Below are 20,212 nucleotides of genomic sequence, written 5' to 3'. Positions count from 1 at the left end.
TGGTGTTCTTTCTCAGTGAAGAGAACGTGTTGCTACAATACTGCTTATCGCAAAACTCCTTGCCTAGAAGACAGGTTTACTTATTTTTCAGTTTGCTGAATAAAGTAAGCAACTTCTTTGATTAAATGCCGTAGCACTGGATTCAGTCGAGTATTTTTCCCATTCATCATGAACAACTCATGATTAAACTCAAATTGACGATTTTTAATCGACACCAAACCTAAACCTTTCCCTTGATGCTCGACCATATAGTCAGGCAACAATCCCATGTACTCTCCGGTCATGATCGCTGATAAACAGCCATCATATGAGTCCGAAAAAGTTTGAATCGAAAGGCGGCGCTCACCGTCAATATAATTACCAGAGGATAGTCCTGATATCCCAATAGCAGGGTAATCATCAATACGAACATTATCTGGGATACCATCGGCATATTTAGCTAAAGGATGGGTTGGCGCGCAATACAGGCGGCCACGGCACTTCACTTCTATTGGGTGAAACGTGACAGATTCAGGTTTAACCATATCATAAGTGGATAACACCAAATGACATTCACCAGATAAGGCCACGTGTTCAACTTCATTATATAAGCGCGTTTGAATGTTGACATGAATGTCGTTGAATTTTTTCATGGTGCTTTTTACAGCTTTACTAACTGCAAGGTGATAATTAAGGGGTAAACCTGCCATCATCACTAACGTAATATGCCCAGAGTAATCGTCGTGTAGGCTTTTTAAATTAAATACGAAATTATCAAACGAATTAAAGATGCGCTTGGTTTCCTGAAATACCACCTCGCCTTCTTTACTCATTTGGAATCCACCGCGCCCTCGATGACATAGCACCAAATCGAGTCGGTCTTCTAACTTTTTAATAGCAGCGCTGATATTCGGCCGCTGCATCCGCAAAACGGACTCAGCAGCGGTAAAACCGTTGCACGAAGCAACGGCATAAAACACACGTAATAGTTTAATATCAGATTCTTGCAGACGATTTATCATGGTTAGCACCACTTATAGGTATAGTTATTGATACTAAAGAACATAATAGGCAAGGCGAAATCTGATTACAATGTAAATATCATGAAACCATGGCTATCCGTCACGAAAAGCCGTAAAAGATCGACTAACGTACAAAATTACGCCCATTTAATTTACCAAAACAACCAAGTATCGATGCTGATATTGCTTTTGCTAAAGAGGAGTAATGATAGCTAAGACATATCCACCAATTTTTGCCGTAGGGTCTCCACCTCATCACGAAGAGAAGCAGCTTGTTCAAACTCTAAATCCTTCGCCATTTGGAACATTTTCTTTTCAAGTTCTGCGATGTTTTTCATTAGTTCAGGAGCACTCAGTCCATTGTACTTCTTACCTGTCTCTGCCACTTTGCGTAGCATGACTTTACCTTGCCCACCTCCCTCTCCAACATCCATAATATCGGTAATGGGTTTGTTCAATTGAGTCGGTACAATATTGTGTTTTTTGTTATATTCACTTTGTTTTTCTCGACGCCGATTCGTTTCGTCGATGGCACGCTGCATTGAACCTGTAATACGATCCGCATACAAAATAGCCCGGCCGTTTATATGCCTAGCCGCACGGCCTATAGTTTGAATTAGCGAGCGATCAGAGCGCAAAAAGCCTTCTTTGTCCGCATCAAGGATCGCCACCAAAGACACTTCAGGCATATCTAAGCCCTCTCGCAATAAATTAATGCCCACCAAAACATCAAACTTGCCTAAACGTAAATCACGAATGATTTCAATGCGCTCTACTGTATCGATGTCAGAATGCAGGTAACGTGCTTTCACATTGTGTTCATCTAGATATTCACTTAAATCTTCTGACATTCGTTTGGTGAGCGTTGTCACTAGCACTCGCTCATTGACAGCGATGCATTTTTCTATCTCTGACAGCAGATCGTCAACTTGCGTACCCACAGGCCGTATCTCAATCTCGGGATCAATTAATCCTGTCGGACGAACCACCTGCTCGACAATATCATCAGGGGTTTTGGCTAGTTCATACTTACCTGGGGTGGCTGAAACATAAATGGTTTGAGGGGCTATTTGTTCAAATTCGTCAAATTTCAATGGCCGATTATCCAGTGCAGACGGCAATCGAAAGCCATACTCGACTAAGGTTTCTTTTCGAGAGCGATCGCCTTTATACATGGCGCCAATTTGCGAAACCGTAACATGAGATTCATCGATGAACATCAAACCATCAGCCGGAAAATAATCAATAAGAGTAGGCGGCGGATCCCCAGGCGTACGACCCGACAAATAGCGGGAGTAGTTTTCAATTCCAGAGCAATACCCCAGCTCCTGCATCATCTCCATATCAAATTGGCAACGTTGACTGATACGCTGCTCTTCAACTAGCTTATTGACTGATATCAACTGAGCTTTACGCTCTTTAAGCTCCTCTTTTATATGTTCCACAGCATCAAGAATTTTTTCTCGTGGGGTTACATAGTGCGTTTTCGGAAAGATGGTAGCTCTGGCGACGGTTTTCTCTACGGCCCCTGTCAATGGATCGAATATACTGATGCGTTCTACTTCTTCATCAAACAGTTCCACTCTAACCGCTTCACGTTCAGAGTCTGCAGGAAAGATATCAATAACGTCACCGCGCACACGAAATGTGCCTCGCTCAAAGGCAATGTCATTTCGGCTGTACTGAATTTCGGCCAAACGACGTAATATATCACGCTGATTCATGATGTCACCCTGACGAAAGTGCAACAACATTTTCATATATGAATCTGGATCACCCAAGCCGTAAATTGCTGACACACTAGAGACGATCACGACATCTCTACGTTCCATCAAGGCTTTTGTTGCAGAGAGTCGCATTTGCTCAATGTGCGCATTGACCGAAGCATCCTTTTCGATAAAGGTATCACTTGATGGCACATAGGCTTCAGGTTGATAGTAGTCGTAATATGATACGAAATATTCAACTGCATTATTCGGAAAGAATTCTTTCATTTCGCCGTATAATTGTGCTGCTAAGGTTTTGTTGTGCGCCAATATCAAGGTTGGCCGCTGCACTTCATTAATAACATTAGCCATCGTAAAGGTTTTACCAGACCCAGTAACACCGAGCAACGTTTGCGCAGCCAAACCACTTTCCAGCCCCTCCACTAACGCCTGTATGGCTTTAGGTTGATCCCCTGCCGGTGAATAATTAGACGTGAGTTGAAACGGACGAGCCATGAATGATCCTTGTAATAAAAGAAAAAATAACCTTACGCCGCCATGCGCTTAGACAATGAACGACAAAACCATATGTAAGCAACCGCTGCAGTTAGCATGTTGGCCACTATTCCAGCCCAAAACATACCTTTGAGGTCAAAAAGATAACTGCCTAGATAAGATATGGGCACAAAGAAAACAAACAAGCGCAAAACACTCATCAGCAGAGCCGACATGGGTAAATGCATCGCGTTAAAAGACGAGTTCGTCAAAATAACGATGCCTTGTACACCATAGCCTAAAGGAACGATCATTAAATACGTTTGAATCAGCCCGATGACTTCAGGCTCTGATGAAAATGCTCTGGCGAACACACCTGATAAAACATAAAACACCCCAAAGACCAATAATTGCCATATCACTACAAAACGTACGCACAACTGATAGGCTTTTGAAACTCTGGATAAATTATTCGCCCCGAAATTTTGACTGATAAAAGGAGGTAATGACATAGACAAAGCTAAAATGACAATACTAGCAATTGATTCTAATCGTCCGCCAACCCCCCAAGCGGCAACTGCGCCAGGCCCATAGCCTGCCACAACAGCAGTGAGGATCCCCCCAGCAATTGGCGTTAACATATTTGCTCCAGCCGCTGGTAAGCCTATTTTTAAAATCCCGCCGCAAGAACGCTTTAACTCACTCATGCTTAACAAGCGCGGTAAAATGAGCTCACGCTTGTAGGCTAACAGATAGAGAATGTACAAGAGCCCCAGAGCCCAAGCAATCAATGTGGCAAGCGCTGCTCCCTGCATGCCCATTGCTGGGATCGGCCCCCAACCAAAAATCAAAATAGGATCTAAGATCACATTAATGAGCCCGCCACCAGCCATTACATAACTGGGCGTTTTGGTATCCCCTGATGCCCGAAGAATACTGTTACCGACCATTGGCATTGCTAAAAATACACCTGCCGCGTACCACACCACCATGTACTCATGAATATAACTAAGCAGGCGCTCATTGGCTCCAAGTAAGGTGAAGATAGGGTTGATGGTTATAACACCAACGAATGCGAGGACAGCAGCCAGCACAAAAGCCAGCATCAACGCACCTGTGCCTGATAGCTGTGCCTCACTGTGGCTATTATTTCCGAGAAACCGGCCAATCACCGCTGACGTACCAATACCTAAGCCGATGTGTAGACTAATCAAGGTAAAGGTTACGGGAAAAGTGAAACTAATGGCGGCTAACTCATCTGTGCCCAATAGACCGATAAAATAGGTATCCACCAAGCCAAAAGACATCATCATTACCATGCCAACTAACATCGGAAGCGTCATACTTTTTAAGGTGTTACCAATGGGGCTATTTAACAGATCGCGGCGTCCTGAAGACGCAGATTTTTGACTCACTCTAGAGGTTCCTTCATTAACAATGAAGCCATACTAAGCTAACCCTGAATATAAAACTAACGAAAAGCTGTATCAAAATAAGTGCATACAACGCGCGGCGGCCTAATATGGCAATATGTTGAATTTATGACACATTAGGTTAGTGTCGATAAAAAACGGCCTATAACTGTATGCTAAAAGTGACAAAAAATGATCAATTAGCCATGTCGATAATGTAGTTTGTAGATGAAATGATCACTGAACAGCTATTTTTCCGACAAAAAGAGTTGGTATAAATTCCGTAATTTCAAGCACTATTTTTATAAAATAGTGCTTGAAATCAGAAACAACACACAAGCAAAAAATCACTGGGTAAAAATCACCCAAGCTAAGCCAAAAAAGCTAAACATAACACGTAACATAATGATTTAAATGGTAAAACACAAAAAATCAGAAGTTTTTAAAAAATCGTATTGACAACGAATCCACTAGGCTAGCGGCTAGCAAAGTTAATTCATGCACATAGTTATCCACAGATATAGTGGATAACTATCCCCGACTCAACAAATCCGTGAACTTGAATGAGAATTGCCCGATCACTTGGTAAGTCATCACTAACCTGAAGTGGTCATACATTAGGTTACAGTTTTATTAAGCACTGATTATACATACAGTCATCAAACTAATTTAAATAACCATTTGTTATATAAACAATCGGATCTTGTGTTTTTCCTATCACAGCAATACTGCACTTTATTAACTGTGAAAAAAGAACTCATCCTCATGCCGTTATCTATTTTGCATTTAGCACCCAAATATTCACTAAAACGATTAGTTCTTCCCAATGTCATTCCATTAATTTGACGCAAATGTTCAACTCTTGAACAATTTTCACGGCAGATTGTACGAATAAAAATCAATTCAGAAATAATCCTATAAAAAGCCTAAAAATAGTTGTAATCGGTGTTGACAGCAGACTGGATGCTCATTAATATTCGCCCCCGTTGAAACGGCCACCAAGGCAACGCTCTACAAGATAAAATATCTTATAAAGTGGGTTTTAATAAGACGTTACACGATTCCCCCTTAGCTCAGTTGGTTAGAGCGACGGACTGTTAATCCGCAGGTCCCCCGTTCGAATCGGGGAGGGGGAGCCAACGTTGCAAAGCAAGCGCTTAAGCATATTTGGTTCGGTTGCGTATTTTATGCCTCAGGGTGTAGAAGTTTGATATATGATTCCCCCTTAGCTCAGTTGGTTAGAGCGACGGACTGTTAATCCGCAGGTCCCCCGTTCGAATCGGGGAGGGGGAGCCAATCAGGCTCATTAATCTGTTATATTCTTATTTGCTTTATCCTTAAATACCTCTCAAAACTTTTTGCATATCAAGTTGTTAATCACTATGAATACTTGGATAATAGCGCACACTTTCTTGATGACGTATTTGACTTTATCAGCACGCATTATACGTGCTAACAGTTAGCCGTTTTTTATCTATGTGCATCAATGGGAGTAATTGGTTTTAGCGCGGTTAAAGGTGTAATTTGCCAGAAGGACACTAGGATAACGGTAATTTTGCCTTACCGATAATCTGCTTAATTACATATCAGCTGATACAGTACTAACATCATGCACATCTTAATGCTGGTATGGCTAGGTTACGCACGACATTGAACAGGTTTCATTATTTTGCTATTGCTTCTAGGTTGCAATCAACATGACTGAATTTTTATTATTGTTAATCGGCACAGTACTGGTTAATAACTTTGTTTTGGTACAATTCCTTGGTTTGTGCCCTTTTATGGGAGTCTCAGGGAAGCTTGAAACCGCCATTGGCATGTCGATGGCGACCACATTTGTACTTACTCTCGCCTCCCTTTCCAGTTACTTAGTTGAACATTACATATTATTGCCCTTGGGCATTGAGTATTTGCGAACGCTGAGCTTTATTCTGGTTATTGCCGTGGTGGTTCAATTCACTGAAATGGTCGTTCACAAAACAAGCCCCACCTTATATCGTCTATTAGGCATCTTTTTACCTTTGATAACGACCAACTGCGCTGTACTCGGTGTGGCGTTGTTAAACATAAACCACGATCATAATTTCATTGAATCTGTTATTTATGGCTTCGGCGCCGCTGTTGGCTTTTCCTTAGTCCTTATTTTATTTGCCGCTATGCGCGAACGCTTGGCTGTTGCTGACGTCCCCGCCCCTTTTAAAGGGGCATCTATTAGCATGATCACAGCAGGTTTAATGTCGTTAGCCTTTTTAGGCTTCACTGGATTGGTGAAATTTTAATGAGTTTGATGTGGGCAATCTTAACCGCACTGATTGCACTAGGGCTGCTTGCCTTGGTGTTTGGCGCTATTCTTGGCTTTGCCTCGGTTCGCTTTAAAGTAGAAGGCGATCCTTTGGTTGAGCAGATCGATGAACTATTGCCACAAACCCAATGCGGCCAATGCGGGTACCCAGGCTGTAAGCCTTATGCCCAAGCCATTGCAGAGGGTGATGATATTAATAAGTGCCCTCCCGGTGGCGACGCCACTATTAAAAAGCTTGCTGATCTAATGGGAGTAGAAGCAACTTCTTTGGATGCCGCTCATGGAACAGAAGATATTAAAAAAGTGGCCTATATTCGTGAAGATGAATGCATTGGTTGCACTAAGTGCATTCAGGCCTGTCCGGTTGACGCCATTTTAGGGGCTGCAAAACAGATGCATACAGTGATTAGTGACGAATGCACAGGCTGTGACTTATGTGTAGACCCCTGCCCTGTTGATTGTATTGATATGATCCCGACAAAGACAACGCCATCTTCCTGGCGTTGGAACATCGATAGTATTCCCGTTAAGCAGGTAAGCTAATGAATCGCGTATTAACTCCCTCTTACGATGAAATCGTCACCCGCGTAGAGCGCGAAAAGCTTTGGGATTTCCCGGGCGGGGTTTTCCCTGCACAGCAAAAGGAATTATCCAATCATACGCCCATAGAAAATATAGACTTGCCCCAACATTTGTTTATTCCCCTGAAACAACATATTGGGGTTGAAGGTCAATTGCTTGTTTCACAGGGCGATTACGTATTAAAAGGCCAGCCTCTGACACACAGCGCTAACCCATTTTCTGTGCCTGTACATGCGCCAACATCTGGCATAGTCACCAGTATTGGGCCACATATATCAGCGCATCCTTCCGCATTACCTGAACAAACGTTAATCATTGAGCCTGATCATTTAGACAAATGGACGACGCTTCAACCACTACAAGATTACCAATCTAAGCCAAAAATTTCGGTACTTGAAGCGATTTGTGACGCAGGTATTTCAGGTATGGGCGGCGCTGGCTTTCCTACTCATATAAAAGCATCCCCTAAAAAAGACGTTGAGTTTATTATTGTTAATGGTGTTGAGTGTGAGCCCTATATCACCTCAGATGATCGATTAATGCGTGAACACGCCTGGCAGATACGCCAAGGCATTGATGTACTCAGCCATTTGCTGTCTCCTAAGCAAGTATACATTGCCATTGAAGACAACAAACCAGAAGCCATAGAAGCTATGCGTGTTGCCTGTCAGCAAAGTGAGCGATACAAGGTCATTCCTATTGCGACTAAATATCCAGCCGGTGGTGAAAAGCAACTGATACAAGTTATCACTAACCGAGAGGTCCCGAAACAGGGCTTACCCATCGATGTTGGGGTAATAATGCATAATGTAGGCACCTGTTATGCCATCGCTGACGCCGTATTTTCCGGCAAGCCTCTAATCCAGCGTGTCGTGACAGTAACAGGACAAGCGGTAGAAAAGCCTAAAAATGTATGGGCGTTAATCGGTACACCAGTCGCTCATTTACTCGAATCTGCACAATACGTAGCCCACAAACAAACGCAAAAACACATTATTATGGGCGGGCCCATGATGGGATTCACCTTAGCAAGTGATCAAGTGCCTGTGGTTAAAATAACCAACTGTTTATTGCTCCCTACGTCGAATGAAATAGCAGAGCCTGAAGCTGAGCAACCCTGTATACGATGCAGTGCTTGTGCTGATGCCTGCCCAGCATCGTTGTTGCCACAGCAGTTATTTTGGCATAGTAAAGCTAAAGAGCTAGATAAAGCGCAAGATTATAATTTGTTCGACTGCATTGAATGTGGTGCCTGCGCATATGTTTGCCCGAGTGAAATTCCACTGGTGCATTATTATCGCGTGGCGAAAGCCGAAATTCGGGTTGAGCAAGAAGAAAAACAAAAATCAGATAAAGCCAGAGAACGCTTCGAAAGTCGTGCTGCTCGGCTTGTACGTGAGCAAGAAGCCCGTGACGAGAAACATCGCAAAGCAGCTGAAGCACGTAAAGCCGCGATGCAAAATAAAGGCAACGACGCCCAAGATAAAATAGCCGCAGCCCTTGCCCGAGCAAAAGCCAAAAAAGCACAGCAAAGCCAACCAGTCCAAGAAAGCGCAGAACATCCGGTGTCGCAAGATGGACAAACGCAAACAGATACACAGCACGCGTCTACTCATTCAGAGGGGATGACGCAATCATCCGGAACATCAAAAGACGACCGCGTAGCTGCAGCGATAGCCAGAGCGAAAGCCAAAAAAGCCCAACACGCTAATCGCAATGAGGCAGCCCTAGCGAAAGACAATAGCCTTGAAAGTCAAACCAAAACGCCGATATCAGAGCAGCCGGCAATAAAAGCAAACGAAAACGCTGGGCAATCAAAAGACGAGCGTGTGGCCGCTGCTATTGCAAGGGCTAAAGCCAAAAAAGCATTAAAAGCCCAAGCGACTGATGAAGGTGGGCAATCCTCACCTGAAAGCTCTGCCAGCTCAATGTCCCAGAAAGAAGGTGAAAAGCCAGCAGGAACAGAGCAAAACACTGATGTTGTTTCACCTGCATCACGCTCAACAGAGCAAAAGCCAGAAAATACGCTCACGAGTGGGAGTGCATCAGAAGCAAAAACGAAAAATCAACGCGTAGCGGCGGCTATTGCCAAAGCAAAAGCGAAAAAAGCGCAAAGCTTGGCCCATGATTCTGCGCAAAGTTCAGCTCAAAGCGCTAGCTCAGAAGTCACCACAGCGCAGAACGCCGAGACTCAACCTTCTGTGCAGTCCTCATTTGTGTCAAAAGACAAGCAAGTGGCTCAGGAGCTTGATCCTGCAGCACAAAAAAAAGCGAGAATTGCGGCGGCTGTAGCCAAAGCAAAAGCCAAGAAATTAGCGAAAGAGGGCTCAACTGAAACCGGCGAAGAAACTAACACAAATGTGACGTCCAAAACGCCCGACGTCGAAGCTCCTGCCCCAGATCAAAGTCCCGACGTCGAACACGATACAGCCGCCGGACAAGCAGCGGTTACCCCTCAAGTCACAGCGCCATCAGATGCAGAGCAAGCATTAGACGAAAAAAAGCGTCGCATCGCTGCTGCCGTAGCCAAAGCAAAAGCCAAAAAGGCGGCGCAAATGAAATCACCAGAAGAATAAAAGCGACTCATGAATTATAAACTTGCCAGTTCACCTCATCAGCACGTACGGCGTAATACCGGACAGATTATGCGTATGGTGATTTATGCCCTAGTACCAGGAATTTTACTGCAGTTATGGTTTTTCGGTTTCGGAGTGCTAGTACAGATAGCCCTTGCTGTTATTACCGCGGTGATCACCGAAGCGACCATTTTAGAAATGCGCAAGCGTAATTTCGAACGCGCAATTAAAGATTACAGTGCCATTCTAACTGCCATATTGTTGGCGATCAGTATTCCCCCTTTTGCCCCTTGGTGGGTAGTCGTGATAGGCACCTTTTTTGCCATTGCTATGGTCAAACAGCTTTATGGTGGGTTAGGTTTCAATGTGTTTAACCCTGCCATGGCCGCCTATGTCATGTTGTTGGTGTCTTTTCCTGTTCAAATGACTCAGTGGCTACCAGTGCAAAGCCTGACGATGCACCAGCCTGGTATCATTGATGCTATTTATGCGGTCTTCACCAGCTTCAGTGCAGATGGCTTCAGCTTAGCCCAATTACAAAGTGCGGCCGACGGTCATACCATGGCTACACCACTGGATGCGATTAAAACGGGTCTGGCTCAAGGGTTAACCTATGAAGAGGGTCTTCAGTCAGCGATTTTCGATGGTAATTTAGGCATCGGTTGGTGGTGGGTAAGCTTTGGTTACTTGTTAGGGGGACTCTATCTTATCAAGGCTAAAGTCATTAACTGGCATATACCTGGCGGTATGTTAATCGCCATGGCGGTGTGTGCCGGTGTTATGTTTTTAGTTGATCCTGACCGTTTCGCATCCCCTGTGTTTCATATTTTTAATGGTAGCTTGATCCTAGGCGCATTTTTCATCGCGACGGATCCAGTTTCCGCCTCAACCACAAACAAAGGCCGTATTATTTTCGGCACAGCCATTGGCTTTTGGATCTACGTCATCCGAACTTGGGGTGGATACCCAGATGCCATCGCATTCTCTGTGCTGATCATGAATATGGCTGTGCCTCTTATCGATTATTACACCCGTCCCCGTACCTATGGCCACAAAAAGCGTAACCAAGGAGAGTCTAAATGAAGCAGATCATTGCCAAGAACGGACTCATTTTAGGATTCTTTGCTGTTGTTACCAGTGGGCTGATCGCGTTTACATACTATGGTACTCAAGAACAAATTGAGCAGCAAAAACAGCAGACCTTGTTGGCAATCCTCGACGAGCTTGTGCCACGTAGCAGTTACGACAATAACATGACGCAAGATTGTGTGTTGGTCACATCCCAAGCGAAGCTAGGTGCTGCGAACCCACAGCATATTTATCGCGCAACGCTAGCCGGTGAACCTGTAGCAGCGGTAATTGAAACCACCGCACCAAACGGCTACAGCGGTCGCATCGAATTAGTGGTCGGGGTAACAAAAGAGGCAACAGTATCTGGGGTTAGAGTCATAGAACACAAAGAGACACCTGGATTAGGTGATAAAATAGATCTACGCATTAGCGATTGGGTACTGGGTTTTAACGGTCAGCAATTGACTGACACAAACGCATCTTACTGGGCAGTTAGAAAAGATGGCGGCCAGTTTGATCAATTTACAGGCGCCACTATTACCCCCCGCGCGGTGGTAAATGCCGTAAAGAATACCCTTCTCTATTACCAAACTAATAAAGACGCAATTTTCTCCGCTAGCAATGAGTGTCGTCTTCAATCGACCATACAAGGGTAAGGCAAGATGAATGAATTCAAACAGCTAAGCTGGCAAGGGCTATGGAAAAACAACCCAGCCTTGGTTCAATTGCTTGGCTTATGTCCACTTTTGGCAGTGACCGCGACCATAACCAACGGGTTGGGCTTAGGTTTAGCGACCACACTGGTGTTAGTTGGCTCAAACGCAACCGTATCGATTATTCGAAATTGGGTACCGAATGAAATCCGCATTCCGATTTTTGTCATGATCATTGCAGCGTTTGTGACTATAGTGCAGCTTTTGATGAACGCCTACACCTTTGAGTTATATCAGGCGCTAGGCATATTTATTCCTCTTATCGTGACCAACTGTGCGATTATCGGTAGGGCTGAGGCTTATGCTTCAAAGAATCCGCTCAGTTATGCCGCATTTGATGGTTTCATGATGGGCTTAGGCTTTACTGTGGTGCTGGTATTACTGGGCGCCATGCGTGAACTGCTGGGCTATGGCACTCTATTCGCCGGTGCTGAATTACTCTTAGGTGAATGGGCTACGAGTCTAAAAATCACTGTTTTCACATCTGAATCCCCTTTCTTACTGGCTATTTTACCCCCAGGTGCATTCTTAGGCATGGGCTTACTCATTGCGCTAAAAAACCTACTGGATAAACGCTTCGAACGTATGTTTGCAGCCAAGCAAGAAGCAAAAGTTGTGCAACGGGCTAGGGTGACGGCCGAGACCTAGCAGCACAGTGTCATAAAAACAGGATATTATTTCTCGATGAACCAACAAAAACGTATAGAAATGTTAACCCGGTGGCGTGACGCTAACCCCCACCCTACAACCGAATTAAACTTTACCAGCCCTTTCGAGCTGTTAATTGCGGTACTACTTTCTGCTCAGGCAACAGATGTCAGCGTGAATAAAGCCATGGCGAAAATGTTCCCTGTAGCCAACACACCAGAAACTGTTTATGCCTTAGGCGTAGATGGTGTAAAAGAGTTTATAAAGACCATCGGGCTGTTTAATACTAAAGCGGTCAATGTGATTAAAACCTGTAAAATGCTCATCGACAAGCATAACAGCGAGGTTCCTGAAAACCGGGCAGCGCTTGAGGCATTACCCGGCGTTGGTCGCAAAACAGCAAACGTAGTGCTCAACACAGCCTTTGGCTGGCCTACCATAGCCGTCGACACCCATATTGACCGCGTGAGCAACCGAACCAAATTTGCCGTAGGGAAAAACGTTGATCTCGTGGAAAAGAAACTACTTAAAGTGGTACCTAAAGAATTTAAAGTCGATGTGCATCACTGGTTAATTTTACACGGCCGCTATACCTGTATTGCGCGCAAGCCACGCTGCGGTAGCTGTATCGTGGAAGATTTATGCGAGTTCAAAGATAAAACTGAATAACACATTCGCATTAAAATCAATATGATGCTTTATTTTTACCAACTCAGCCAAATAGATATTGCGACTTTTTATGGCGCTCTTTAATCTCTACGAAATTTTTGCAATAAACCAGCAGTGATTTTCCTCATTTATTTAATTGGCAAATCATTACCGAACAATGAGTCAGTTCATTATGAATAAAGATACAATTAAACGGCTCATCATCAAAAAAGTCAGTAGTAGTGGGATGATAGAAACAGGGATCCCTGGTGTTCAGTTATTTAAGATAACTGAACCAGTTAGCTGCGCACCGGCAGTGTACGAACCCTCTATCACGGCAATTGTCAGTGGTTGCAAGGAAGCCATTCTGGGCGGCAATAAGCATTTTTATGACAGCAGCGCATACATCTGTTGTCCTATGTCGATACCTATTGAAGCTGGAACGCCTGAGGCCTCTCCCGATAATCCACTTATAGGCGTGTACATTACGTTTGATACCAGCGTTATGACTGAACTAGCCTTCGAATTAGAAAACGCCAACGGACTTGAGCGCAGAGCCAAAGGCGCAGCATATCCGCAAAGTATAACCACAGCCAATTGGGACGATGCATTTACCGACGCCCTGTATCGCTTAATAATGCTAAGCGAAAGCACAACTGATATAGCCATACTTGGCCGTAGCCGTTTGCGAGAGCTTTACTATGCGATACTAATGGGCGACTCGGGCTACACAGTCAGACGTACTTTTGGAGTCGGAAATGATATCGCACGTTCAATTGAGTTTTTATCGTCTAATTTAAGCGAGCCCGTTACGATTGAAAACCTAGCTGACCAGATAGGCATGAGCCGCGCGGTATTCCACCGAAAGTTTAAACAAGCAACCAATATGTCACCCATCCAGTTTGTTAAATCTATGCGGCTTAACAAAGCAGCAATGAAAATTGCCGAAGGCAGAAATGTTAATGTTGCTGCGATGGAAGTGGGCTACGTGAGTTCCTCTCAATTTAGTCGAGACTTCAGACGAATGTATGGGCAATCACCAAAGCAATGGATACAAGCACAAGAATGAAATAATACGTGATGGGCAATGAAGACGCTTTCACTCATCACAGCGGCAGTGCTAAATATCTCACTAATACGATGGCAGTAGACTTTATAGTGGCTGAATGCCATTGATTGGTAAACTATGGTCAGTATACTTGTAGCCCACACAAATCTCGCTCTGGTAATCTCATAATCGAAGATGTATGTACATGTAAATTATGACGCCCCAAACGAGAAATTCTCTCAGTTTCCCCCGAAGGAGCCAGTAATGGACGGCACGAAACGCGCAAATGTAAAAGTAGGGGCTGAAGTCTCTGTTGTATTAAAAGAACATCAGCGAAACGGAACCCTAACCCAGGGGATTGTCGAAAAATTATTGACCAACTCCCCTACTCACCCCCATGGTATAAAAGTGAGATTAGAAGACGGACAAGTCGGCCGAGTTAAAGTTATCCATAGTTAATCGTCTCTTGCAAAAACCACTTTTTTCAATACACCAAGCATACTTCACGCACTAGGTTTCGATAGACCATGATAGAGTTATTCTCCTACACCCTGACATATTCTACCGCTGGTATGTTGCTGTTTACTGCTTTTCTTATCGGCATGTCAAAGACCGGTGTTGCTGGTGTGGCCTTATTTACCATCCCAATTATGGCCATCATATTTGGCGGTAAAGATTCGTCAGGGTTAATGCTGCCGTTGCTGGTTATGGCTGATCTGTTTGCCGTGTCCTACTATCGCAGACATGTAAATTGGTCCTATTTGGTCAAGTTATTTCCATCTGCCGCTGTGGGCGTTATCCTAGCCACCTTAATTGGCAATTACATTGATGATCAGCTTTTTCGCAGTGTTATGGGGGTTATCATCTTTGTTAGCTTAGCCATCATGTTATGGATGGAGACCGCGAACAAAGATGCCATTCCTGACTATATGTGGTTTGCTATATTGATGGGATTACTAGGTGGCTTTACCAGTATGATAGGTAATTTGGCTGCTGCTGTAATGGCGCTTTATTTGCTCAGTATGCGATTACCGAAAAACGAATATATAGGGACCGGAGCTTGGTTCTTTCTTGCGGTTAATGTGTTTAAAGTCCCCTTTCACGTTGTCGCTTGGCATACTATTTCGCTCAATTCGTTTTACCTAAACTTGGCGCTTCTACCCGTTATCGCGTTAGGTGCTTTTACTGGTATCAGAATAGTTCGTATCATTCCTGAAAAACAATATCGTTGGTTGATATTGGCGGCGACTGGAATAGCAGCGATAATAATGGTGATTTAGCGTCGACAACCAAGCACTATTTTACATCAACCATTAGGCGTTCAAAACGACTTCAAGACCTGCTCGTTATAGTCTTCTATGTTCAGGGCGACTTGATACTGAGCCATAAGACCATCAAGCTTAGCTTGTTCAACCGCTAACTCTTCCATAACGATAGTATTGTCATCTAGCTTCCATAAAAGACGAGAGCCCGCATAGCTATACTGTAATGCCAACATAGCATCAACATTCCCCTGACTAGCCGCCTGTTTTAATTTAACCAGTTTTCGATTAATTTTATTCAGCGCCTGTTTAAGCTCCCATACATATGTTACCTCCCGCATAAATTCGTGCGAGCGATATTGACTTAATACATAGCCGATAGTAACACTTGTTACGAGTACACCGAGCAAGTTCCAATGAAAATGACGCCCGCTTTCATCTGGAAAAAGAGCAATAAGTATCTGAGAAATCCCTAAGCTTCCGATTGCTAGACCTGCGATACAACCCCAAATGACACGGTTCAGATGTTTTCGATAACGCGCTTTATTGACGTCAATTAGTTGCATATTAGCTCACTTTTCATTTCAAGGTTTCTAGCCGGCTAGCCGCCACTTACCCCTTATTTTTGCTCAAGTTTAGCGGCCTGTATTGCCAACCCTTCACAGACTGAATTAAACGCATCGCCCTGCATTAAGGGTAAGTGCGGCAGCATCACCTCGCCTAACTCCTTCCTTACAATCGGCGATAAACTCATTCCACCTGTAATAAAAAGCATTTCAGGCGCTTCTGCACTGTGCTCTAGACATTCTTTGACTAACGCCTTCACGCGCGATAACCATGGCTGCATAGAGCTTCTGAGGGCTTGAATATCAATATCCACATCGTAATCAGGCTCTACATAATGCAAAGGTAACGTTATACTGTCTTTTGACGATAGCATTTCTTTGGCTAGGCGCGCTGAGTTGACTAACCTCGCGGACAATTTATCTTCTTGCACTGCAAGCAAACGTGCGAGCAATCCCGACTCCTTGACGTCTGCCTTCGTTTGCGCAATATCCAGCCAATACTCCTCAGAGAAGAAATGATTCAACTTTGGGATATCATCCACCGCACACATATCTGAAAAATAAGTAGGGGGAACAGGCAACCCGTTACGCATCAATAAACCTCGCCCCATAGTCGGTGCAATACTTTTGATAATAAGATTTTTGTCGCACTCCATGCCCCCTAAGCGAGCCCCAGTTACTGACAGTACATCTTGCTGGCGATCGAGGTTAGCTTGCTTATCAGGCGATAGCGTAATACAGCATATATCCGTGGTGCCGCCGCCAATATCCGCTACCAGCACATTCGTCTGTTTATCTAATGAACGCTCAATTTGATACGCCGCAGCGATTGGCTCTTCTAAAAACTCGACTTGAGAGAAGCCTGCTTGCTTAGCAGCTTGGGTCATAATCTCAATCGCTTGCTCATTTCCCTCTTGACCCCGCGTACCATGAAACTTTACTGGACGACCTATTACTGCCCTATCGACAGTCATGTTGAGCTGCTCTTGAGCGCTTAACCGAAAGAATTCCAGCTGTCTAGCAATCAGGCCAATAAAAGCGTGCTGTTGTCCCGCTACCAAGTTTGCCCCTAAGAAATTTTTAGGAGAATAAATCAATCGGCCTTTATCTGGTGTTTTCAGATAACGACGAAACCCATCTTCACCAAAAGCGAATTTGCCAGTTTCCACTAATTGCTTCAAGGGCAAGTCTTGTACTGTCATATCTTTGAGCAGTATTTCAATTGCGCGTCGCTGCAACTCAGGCAAATTGTGAAATTCAGCACGCAGCGCGCCAATGCGATCGCTGTATCGTTGCTGCTCTTTTGGATCAGGTGCCTCGTAATACCCCTCTTTCGCTTTATCAATTTGGTCGTTGATGGCACGTTTTATTTGTGCCACTTTTGCTTCAATCATTGACACAGGCGGTGTGGGCAATTCATTTTCATAATAAATAAATACAGAAGAGCGAATTTTATGTGCTCCATCGATGCTCGGGTCCAACTGTATAAAGTGGTGTTGTTGCCCATCAAAATAAGAAACTTCTGAATTTGAGGTACCGTAGTCTATTCCAATTGCTGCCATAACCGCCGTTCGTTATCCACTGTCATTTAACCGAAAACAAAGCGGTGAAGTGTAATAGAAAAAAGCGCTTTCTTCATTAAATGTTTCAACCAATATATAGTCTCCCCCCTTTCTATTCTGGATACGTTTTCCCATCTTAGACTGTCAGCTTTTTATACGAAAAGGACCGGTAAAAATTTTAATTGTATGAAATTCATACAAAATAAAACTGGCATCTATTATGCTGAGTCGCTATGAGTAACGAAAGTTACATCAAAAGTGCCGAGTAGTATCGCAGGCACGGTAAGTATAAATAGGTAATAAGGAGATTTACTTGAAAACACTCACCCCCAAATTAACCCTGTGTGCAATAGCCACACTAAGTGCCATATCATTGTCTAGTCATGCAGCACTATCGCCATCTTACTCATTTAACGGTAATGGTAATTGGTCACTAGATGGATGTGGTGGTAACTCAACTCCAACATGTTCAATTGACGCAGTTGTACCGTCGGGCTCTACAATCGAAGCTGCTTTTCTTTACTCGACAACCACTCCCTCTACGTCCATCCCTACTGTCGATTTTGATGGAACCGTATTTAGCGGGGCTGATTGGACCTCTTTAGGAAGCAACGATGCATCTCTGGAAGCATTCAGGGTAGACGTAACTAGCATTGTTTCTGCCGCGATAGGCAGTGGAGGCCCAACCCCATTTAGTTTCGATATATTAAACGAATCCCCAAGCGCATCTATTGATGGAGAAGCACTTGCTATTGTTTACAGCAACCCTGCGGAAACGTTACGTACAATATCGTTTTTGGATGGGTTTAGCCAAACAACAGGAGATAGCGCATTTATTTCTCTTGCAGACCCATTGACGGCAGCAGATTTGGCAGATCCTAGTTTCGAGGCCACTCTGTCACTTGGAATTGGCTTTGGTTTTCAAGCGAATAACAACACCCAAAGCTCCATTGTTAATGTGAATGGAAACTCGCTAACGACCTGTGCGGGCGGAGAAGACGATGGAGAGGCAATTAATGGCGGACTTATTACTATCGGCGGTATTGGTGATGATAGGGCGAACAACCATGATTGCTCGTTAGCTAATGGTGATGATGAACTGTATTCGTTAGAGCCATTTTTGAATGTCGGTGATTCATTGATAACAATTGACACTAGTAACCCCTCGTCAGATGACAACATATTCTTCGCTGGATTATCTATCACAGCCGAGGCAGTGATTGATAACAAGCCTGTGGATCCAAATCCCGTACCCGAACCTGGCACTCTTGCATTATTCGGTGTTGCGCTGTTTGCAACGTCACGCCGAGCAAAAAGCTTTTTCACTAACAAGTAGATTAAGTTTGGAAAGAAATGCAGCTAAAAGCCTATAGACCTATATAGGCTTTTTATTAAAGGACAGAAATAATGAAAATTTACTGCGTCATGTTCCTACTAATAGTAGTGGTAAGCACAATGTTGTTTGCACAAACACTTCATGCCGCGCCTATCACATCGCTACAAGCTGAAAAAAAAGAGCACTCTCTCACACTGGCTCAAGAAGCTTGGAATAACGGTGATATTCCCTTAGCGAAAAAGCATTTTCAGACATTGCTTGCCCGCGCTCCAAATAACGTCAAAGCACTAATCGGGCTGGCCCAAGTAGAAGAAGCATTAGGGAATACAAAGATAGCAAAAGCACATTTTATAACTGCACTTGGTCTATCACCAAAAAGCCCAGACTTATATACAGCTTATGGGCGCTTTTTACTCAAACAGAACCATATAGAGCAAGCAATAGAAGCACTTGAAAGCGCTTTAGCTATTAATCCTCGTTTACCAGAAGCGAACGTTGAACTCGCGGTAATTAAGCTTTCACGATTTGGAGATGCCCAGGCAGCGGTGCAACTTTACAGAAAGGCGCTAGAAGAAGCCCCTTCAGATATTTCTTATTTATATGGTTTGAGCCTAGCGTATGAGCGCTCAGGAGATTTAACAGCGGCGATAGAAACGTTAAATATAATAACGGAATTAAACCCCTCTTTAGCCTTAGCGTACAAGCTCAAAGGAAATTACGCACAAATAATAAAAAATTATCCGCTTTCCATCACTAGTTTCAAATCAGCTCTAGAAAAGGCTAAAAAACCAACAGTACAAGATCACCTTTCATTGGCAGACGTGCTAACTGAATCCGGCCATATTGAACAAGCAATAAGCACATACCAGCATATCATCAAGACATACGGCGAGCATGAAATAACGTTAACAAAACTTGCTTATGTTTATCATACGCTTGGAGATTATAAAAGCGCAGAAAAAAACTATCTCAAAGCTATAACACTCAACAATACTTACGCTGAACCGTACAATAACTTAGCGTACCTAGCGCTAGACAATGACGATCCACACAAGGCACTTAAACTAGCGAAAAAAGCTGTAAACTACTCTTCAGATAACCCAAATTATTTAGATACTCTCGGTATTGTATACATGAATCTTACAGAGTTTCACAAAGCGCGAAACGCGTTCCAATTAGCCGTTAACATGGCTCCTAATAACAGTGAATTCCAAGAGAACCTGATGCGAGCAAATCAAGCTTATTAAATTCCTAGATTTAATTAATTTTTACGTTGAGTCCTAT

The 20,212-nt window shown here is 43.8% G+C and carries 17 protein-coding genes and 2 tRNA genes; 14 read left to right on the top strand and 5 right to left on the bottom strand.

From position 1 onward, the window contains the following. Window positions 1–80 precede the first annotated feature (80 nt). The 3 genes from FX988_RS19565 to FX988_RS19555 all read right to left on the bottom strand — a co-directional run bounded on the left by FX988_RS19565 (window position 81) and on the right by FX988_RS19555 (window position 4,617). Window positions 81–1,001 (bottom strand): LysR family transcriptional regulator, encoded by a 921-nt coding sequence (locus FX988_RS19565; RefSeq protein WP_007989823.1) that lies wholly within the window; start codon window positions 999–1,001, stop codon window positions 81–83. Between the two features lie 212 nt (window positions 1,002–1,213). Next, complete coding sequence (gene uvrB, locus FX988_RS19560; protein ID WP_160181760.1) at window positions 1,214–3,223, bottom strand: excinuclease ABC subunit UvrB; 2,010 nt, start codon at window positions 3,221–3,223, stop codon at window positions 1,214–1,216. Window positions 3,224–3,255: 32 nt separating this feature from the next. After that, the gene (locus tag FX988_RS19555; RefSeq protein WP_160181759.1) at window positions 3,256–4,617 is read right to left on the bottom strand and encodes an MATE family efflux transporter; all 1,362 of its coding nucleotides are present in this window, start codon (window positions 4,615–4,617) and stop codon (window positions 3,256–3,258) included. Window positions 4,618–5,676: 1,059 nt separating this feature from the next. Between FX988_RS19555 and FX988_RS19550 the strand changes: the two genes are divergently transcribed. The 12 genes from FX988_RS19550 (at window position 5,677) to FX988_RS19495 (ending at window position 15,482) form a co-directional block, all read left to right on the top strand. Continuing rightward, a tRNA-Asn gene (locus tag FX988_RS19550) sits at window positions 5,677–5,753 on the top strand. Between the two features lie 80 nt (window positions 5,754–5,833). Next, a tRNA-Asn gene (locus tag FX988_RS19545) sits at window positions 5,834–5,910 on the top strand. 401 nt (window positions 5,911–6,311) lie between these two features. After that, on the top strand, window positions 6,312–6,893 hold the full coding sequence (rsxA, locus tag FX988_RS19540) for an electron transport complex subunit RsxA (protein WP_007989830.1): 582 nt from the start codon (window positions 6,312–6,314) through the stop codon (window positions 6,891–6,893). Further along, window positions 6,893–7,459: an electron transport complex subunit RsxB gene (gene rsxB, locus FX988_RS19535; protein WP_160181758.1), complete on the top strand. Its 567-nt coding sequence runs from the start codon at window positions 6,893–6,895 to the stop codon at window positions 7,457–7,459. Before rsxA ends, rsxB begins: the two co-directional genes overlap by 1 nt. Next, entirely contained in the window at window positions 7,459–10,074 is a 2,616-nt protein-coding gene (gene rsxC, locus FX988_RS19530; RefSeq protein ID WP_160181757.1) for an electron transport complex subunit RsxC, read from the top strand. The genes rsxB and rsxC overlap by 1 nt, the downstream gene beginning before the upstream one ends. Window positions 10,075–10,083: 9 nt before the next feature. Continuing rightward, window positions 10,084–11,157 carry an electron transport complex subunit RsxD gene (rsxD, locus tag FX988_RS19525; RefSeq protein ID WP_160181756.1) on the top strand — a complete coding sequence of 358 codons (1,074 nt, stop codon included), beginning with the start codon at window positions 10,084–10,086 and terminating at the stop codon, window positions 11,155–11,157. Next, entirely contained in the window at window positions 11,154–11,801 is a 648-nt protein-coding gene (gene rsxG / locus FX988_RS19520; protein ID WP_160181755.1) for an electron transport complex subunit RsxG, read from the top strand. Before rsxD ends, rsxG begins: the two co-directional genes overlap by 4 nt. A 6-nt stretch (window positions 11,802–11,807) precedes the next feature. Next, a complete protein-coding gene (locus FX988_RS19515; RefSeq protein WP_160181754.1) occupies window positions 11,808–12,506 on the top strand; it encodes an electron transport complex subunit E in 699 nt (232 codons plus the stop codon). A 36-nt stretch (window positions 12,507–12,542) separates the two neighbouring features. Further along, window positions 12,543–13,175 (top strand): endonuclease III, encoded by a 633-nt coding sequence (nth, locus tag FX988_RS19510; RefSeq protein WP_160181753.1) that lies wholly within the window; start codon window positions 12,543–12,545, stop codon window positions 13,173–13,175. A 172-nt stretch (window positions 13,176–13,347) separates the two neighbouring features. Next, window positions 13,348–14,223 carry an AraC family transcriptional regulator gene (locus FX988_RS19505; RefSeq protein WP_160181752.1) on the top strand — a complete coding sequence of 292 codons (876 nt, stop codon included), beginning with the start codon at window positions 13,348–13,350 and terminating at the stop codon, window positions 14,221–14,223. A 243-nt stretch (window positions 14,224–14,466) separates the two neighbouring features. Further along, window positions 14,467–14,661, top strand: a complete 195-nt coding sequence (locus FX988_RS19500) for a YwbE family protein (protein ID WP_160181751.1) — start codon at window positions 14,467–14,469, stop codon at window positions 14,659–14,661. Window positions 14,662–14,729: 68 nt separating this feature from the next. Continuing rightward, window positions 14,730–15,482, top strand: a complete 753-nt coding sequence (locus tag FX988_RS19495) for a sulfite exporter TauE/SafE family protein (protein ID WP_160181750.1) — start codon at window positions 14,730–14,732, stop codon at window positions 15,480–15,482. 41 nt (window positions 15,483–15,523) lie between these two features. Here the strand turns inward: FX988_RS19495 and FX988_RS19490 are convergent, their stop codons facing one another. Together FX988_RS19490 and FX988_RS19485 are read right to left on the bottom strand one after the other, a co-directional pair. Then, window positions 15,524–16,030 carry a DUF3087 domain-containing protein gene (locus FX988_RS19490; protein ID WP_160181749.1) on the bottom strand — a complete coding sequence of 169 codons (507 nt, stop codon included), beginning with the start codon at window positions 16,028–16,030 and terminating at the stop codon, window positions 15,524–15,526. A gap of 53 nt (window positions 16,031–16,083) precedes the next feature. Next, a complete protein-coding gene (locus tag FX988_RS19485; RefSeq protein ID WP_160181748.1) occupies window positions 16,084–17,592 on the bottom strand; it encodes an Hsp70 family protein in 1,509 nt (502 codons plus the stop codon). Window positions 17,593–17,905: 313 nt separating this feature from the next. On the opposite strand from FX988_RS19485, the gene FX988_RS19480 reads away from it, so the two are divergent. Then, the gene (locus FX988_RS19480) at window positions 17,906–18,928 is read left to right on the top strand and encodes a PEP-CTERM sorting domain-containing protein (protein ID WP_160181747.1); all 1,023 of its coding nucleotides are present in this window, start codon (window positions 17,906–17,908) and stop codon (window positions 18,926–18,928) included. Window positions 18,929–19,047: 119 nt separating this feature from the next. Beyond that, window positions 19,048–20,175 (top strand): tetratricopeptide repeat protein, encoded by a 1,128-nt coding sequence (locus tag FX988_RS19475; RefSeq protein ID WP_217621254.1) that lies wholly within the window; start codon window positions 19,048–19,050, stop codon window positions 20,173–20,175. Window positions 20,176–20,212 lie beyond the last annotated feature (37 nt).

It is taken from the genome of Paraglaciecola mesophila (assembly GCF_009906955.1).
In the GTDB taxonomy this organism is placed as follows: domain Bacteria; phylum Pseudomonadota; class Gammaproteobacteria; order Enterobacterales; family Alteromonadaceae; genus Paraglaciecola; species Paraglaciecola mesophila_A.
This window is presented reverse-complemented; position numbering and strand designations above follow the sequence as displayed.

Coding starts and splice junctions, on each gene's coding strand:
- FX988_RS19565 (WP_007989823.1), bottom strand. CDS start 1,001: ATGATAAATCGTCTGCAAGAATCTGATATTAAACTATTACGTGTGTTT.
- rsxD (WP_160181756.1), top strand. CDS start 10,084: ATGAATTATAAACTTGCCAGTTCACCTCATCAGCACGTACGGCGTAAT.
- FX988_RS19485 (WP_160181748.1), bottom strand. CDS start 17,592: ATGGCAGCAATTGGAATAGACTACGGTACCTCAAATTCAGAAGTTTCT.
- FX988_RS19495 (WP_160181750.1), top strand. CDS start 14,730: ATGATAGAGTTATTCTCCTACACCCTGACATATTCTACCGCTGGTATG.
- FX988_RS19505 (WP_160181752.1), top strand. CDS start 13,348: ATGAATAAAGATACAATTAAACGGCTCATCATCAAAAAAGTCAGTAGT.
- rsxC (WP_160181757.1), top strand. CDS start 7,459: ATGAATCGCGTATTAACTCCCTCTTACGATGAAATCGTCACCCGCGTA.
- nth (WP_160181753.1), top strand. CDS start 12,543: ATGAACCAACAAAAACGTATAGAAATGTTAACCCGGTGGCGTGACGCT.
- FX988_RS19515 (WP_160181754.1), top strand. CDS start 11,808: ATGAATGAATTCAAACAGCTAAGCTGGCAAGGGCTATGGAAAAACAAC.
- FX988_RS19500 (WP_160181751.1), top strand. CDS start 14,467: ATGGACGGCACGAAACGCGCAAATGTAAAAGTAGGGGCTGAAGTCTCT.
- FX988_RS19490 (WP_160181749.1), bottom strand. CDS start 16,030: ATGCAACTAATTGACGTCAATAAAGCGCGTTATCGAAAACATCTGAAC.
- rsxA (WP_007989830.1), top strand. CDS start 6,312: ATGACTGAATTTTTATTATTGTTAATCGGCACAGTACTGGTTAATAAC.
- FX988_RS19475 (WP_217621254.1), top strand. CDS start 19,048: ATGTTGTTTGCACAAACACTTCATGCCGCGCCTATCACATCGCTACAA.
- uvrB (WP_160181760.1), bottom strand. CDS start 3,223: ATGGCTCGTCCGTTTCAACTCACGTCTAATTATTCACCGGCAGGGGAT.
- rsxB (WP_160181758.1), top strand. CDS start 6,893: ATGAGTTTGATGTGGGCAATCTTAACCGCACTGATTGCACTAGGGCTG.
- rsxG (WP_160181755.1), top strand. CDS start 11,154: ATGAAGCAGATCATTGCCAAGAACGGACTCATTTTAGGATTCTTTGCT.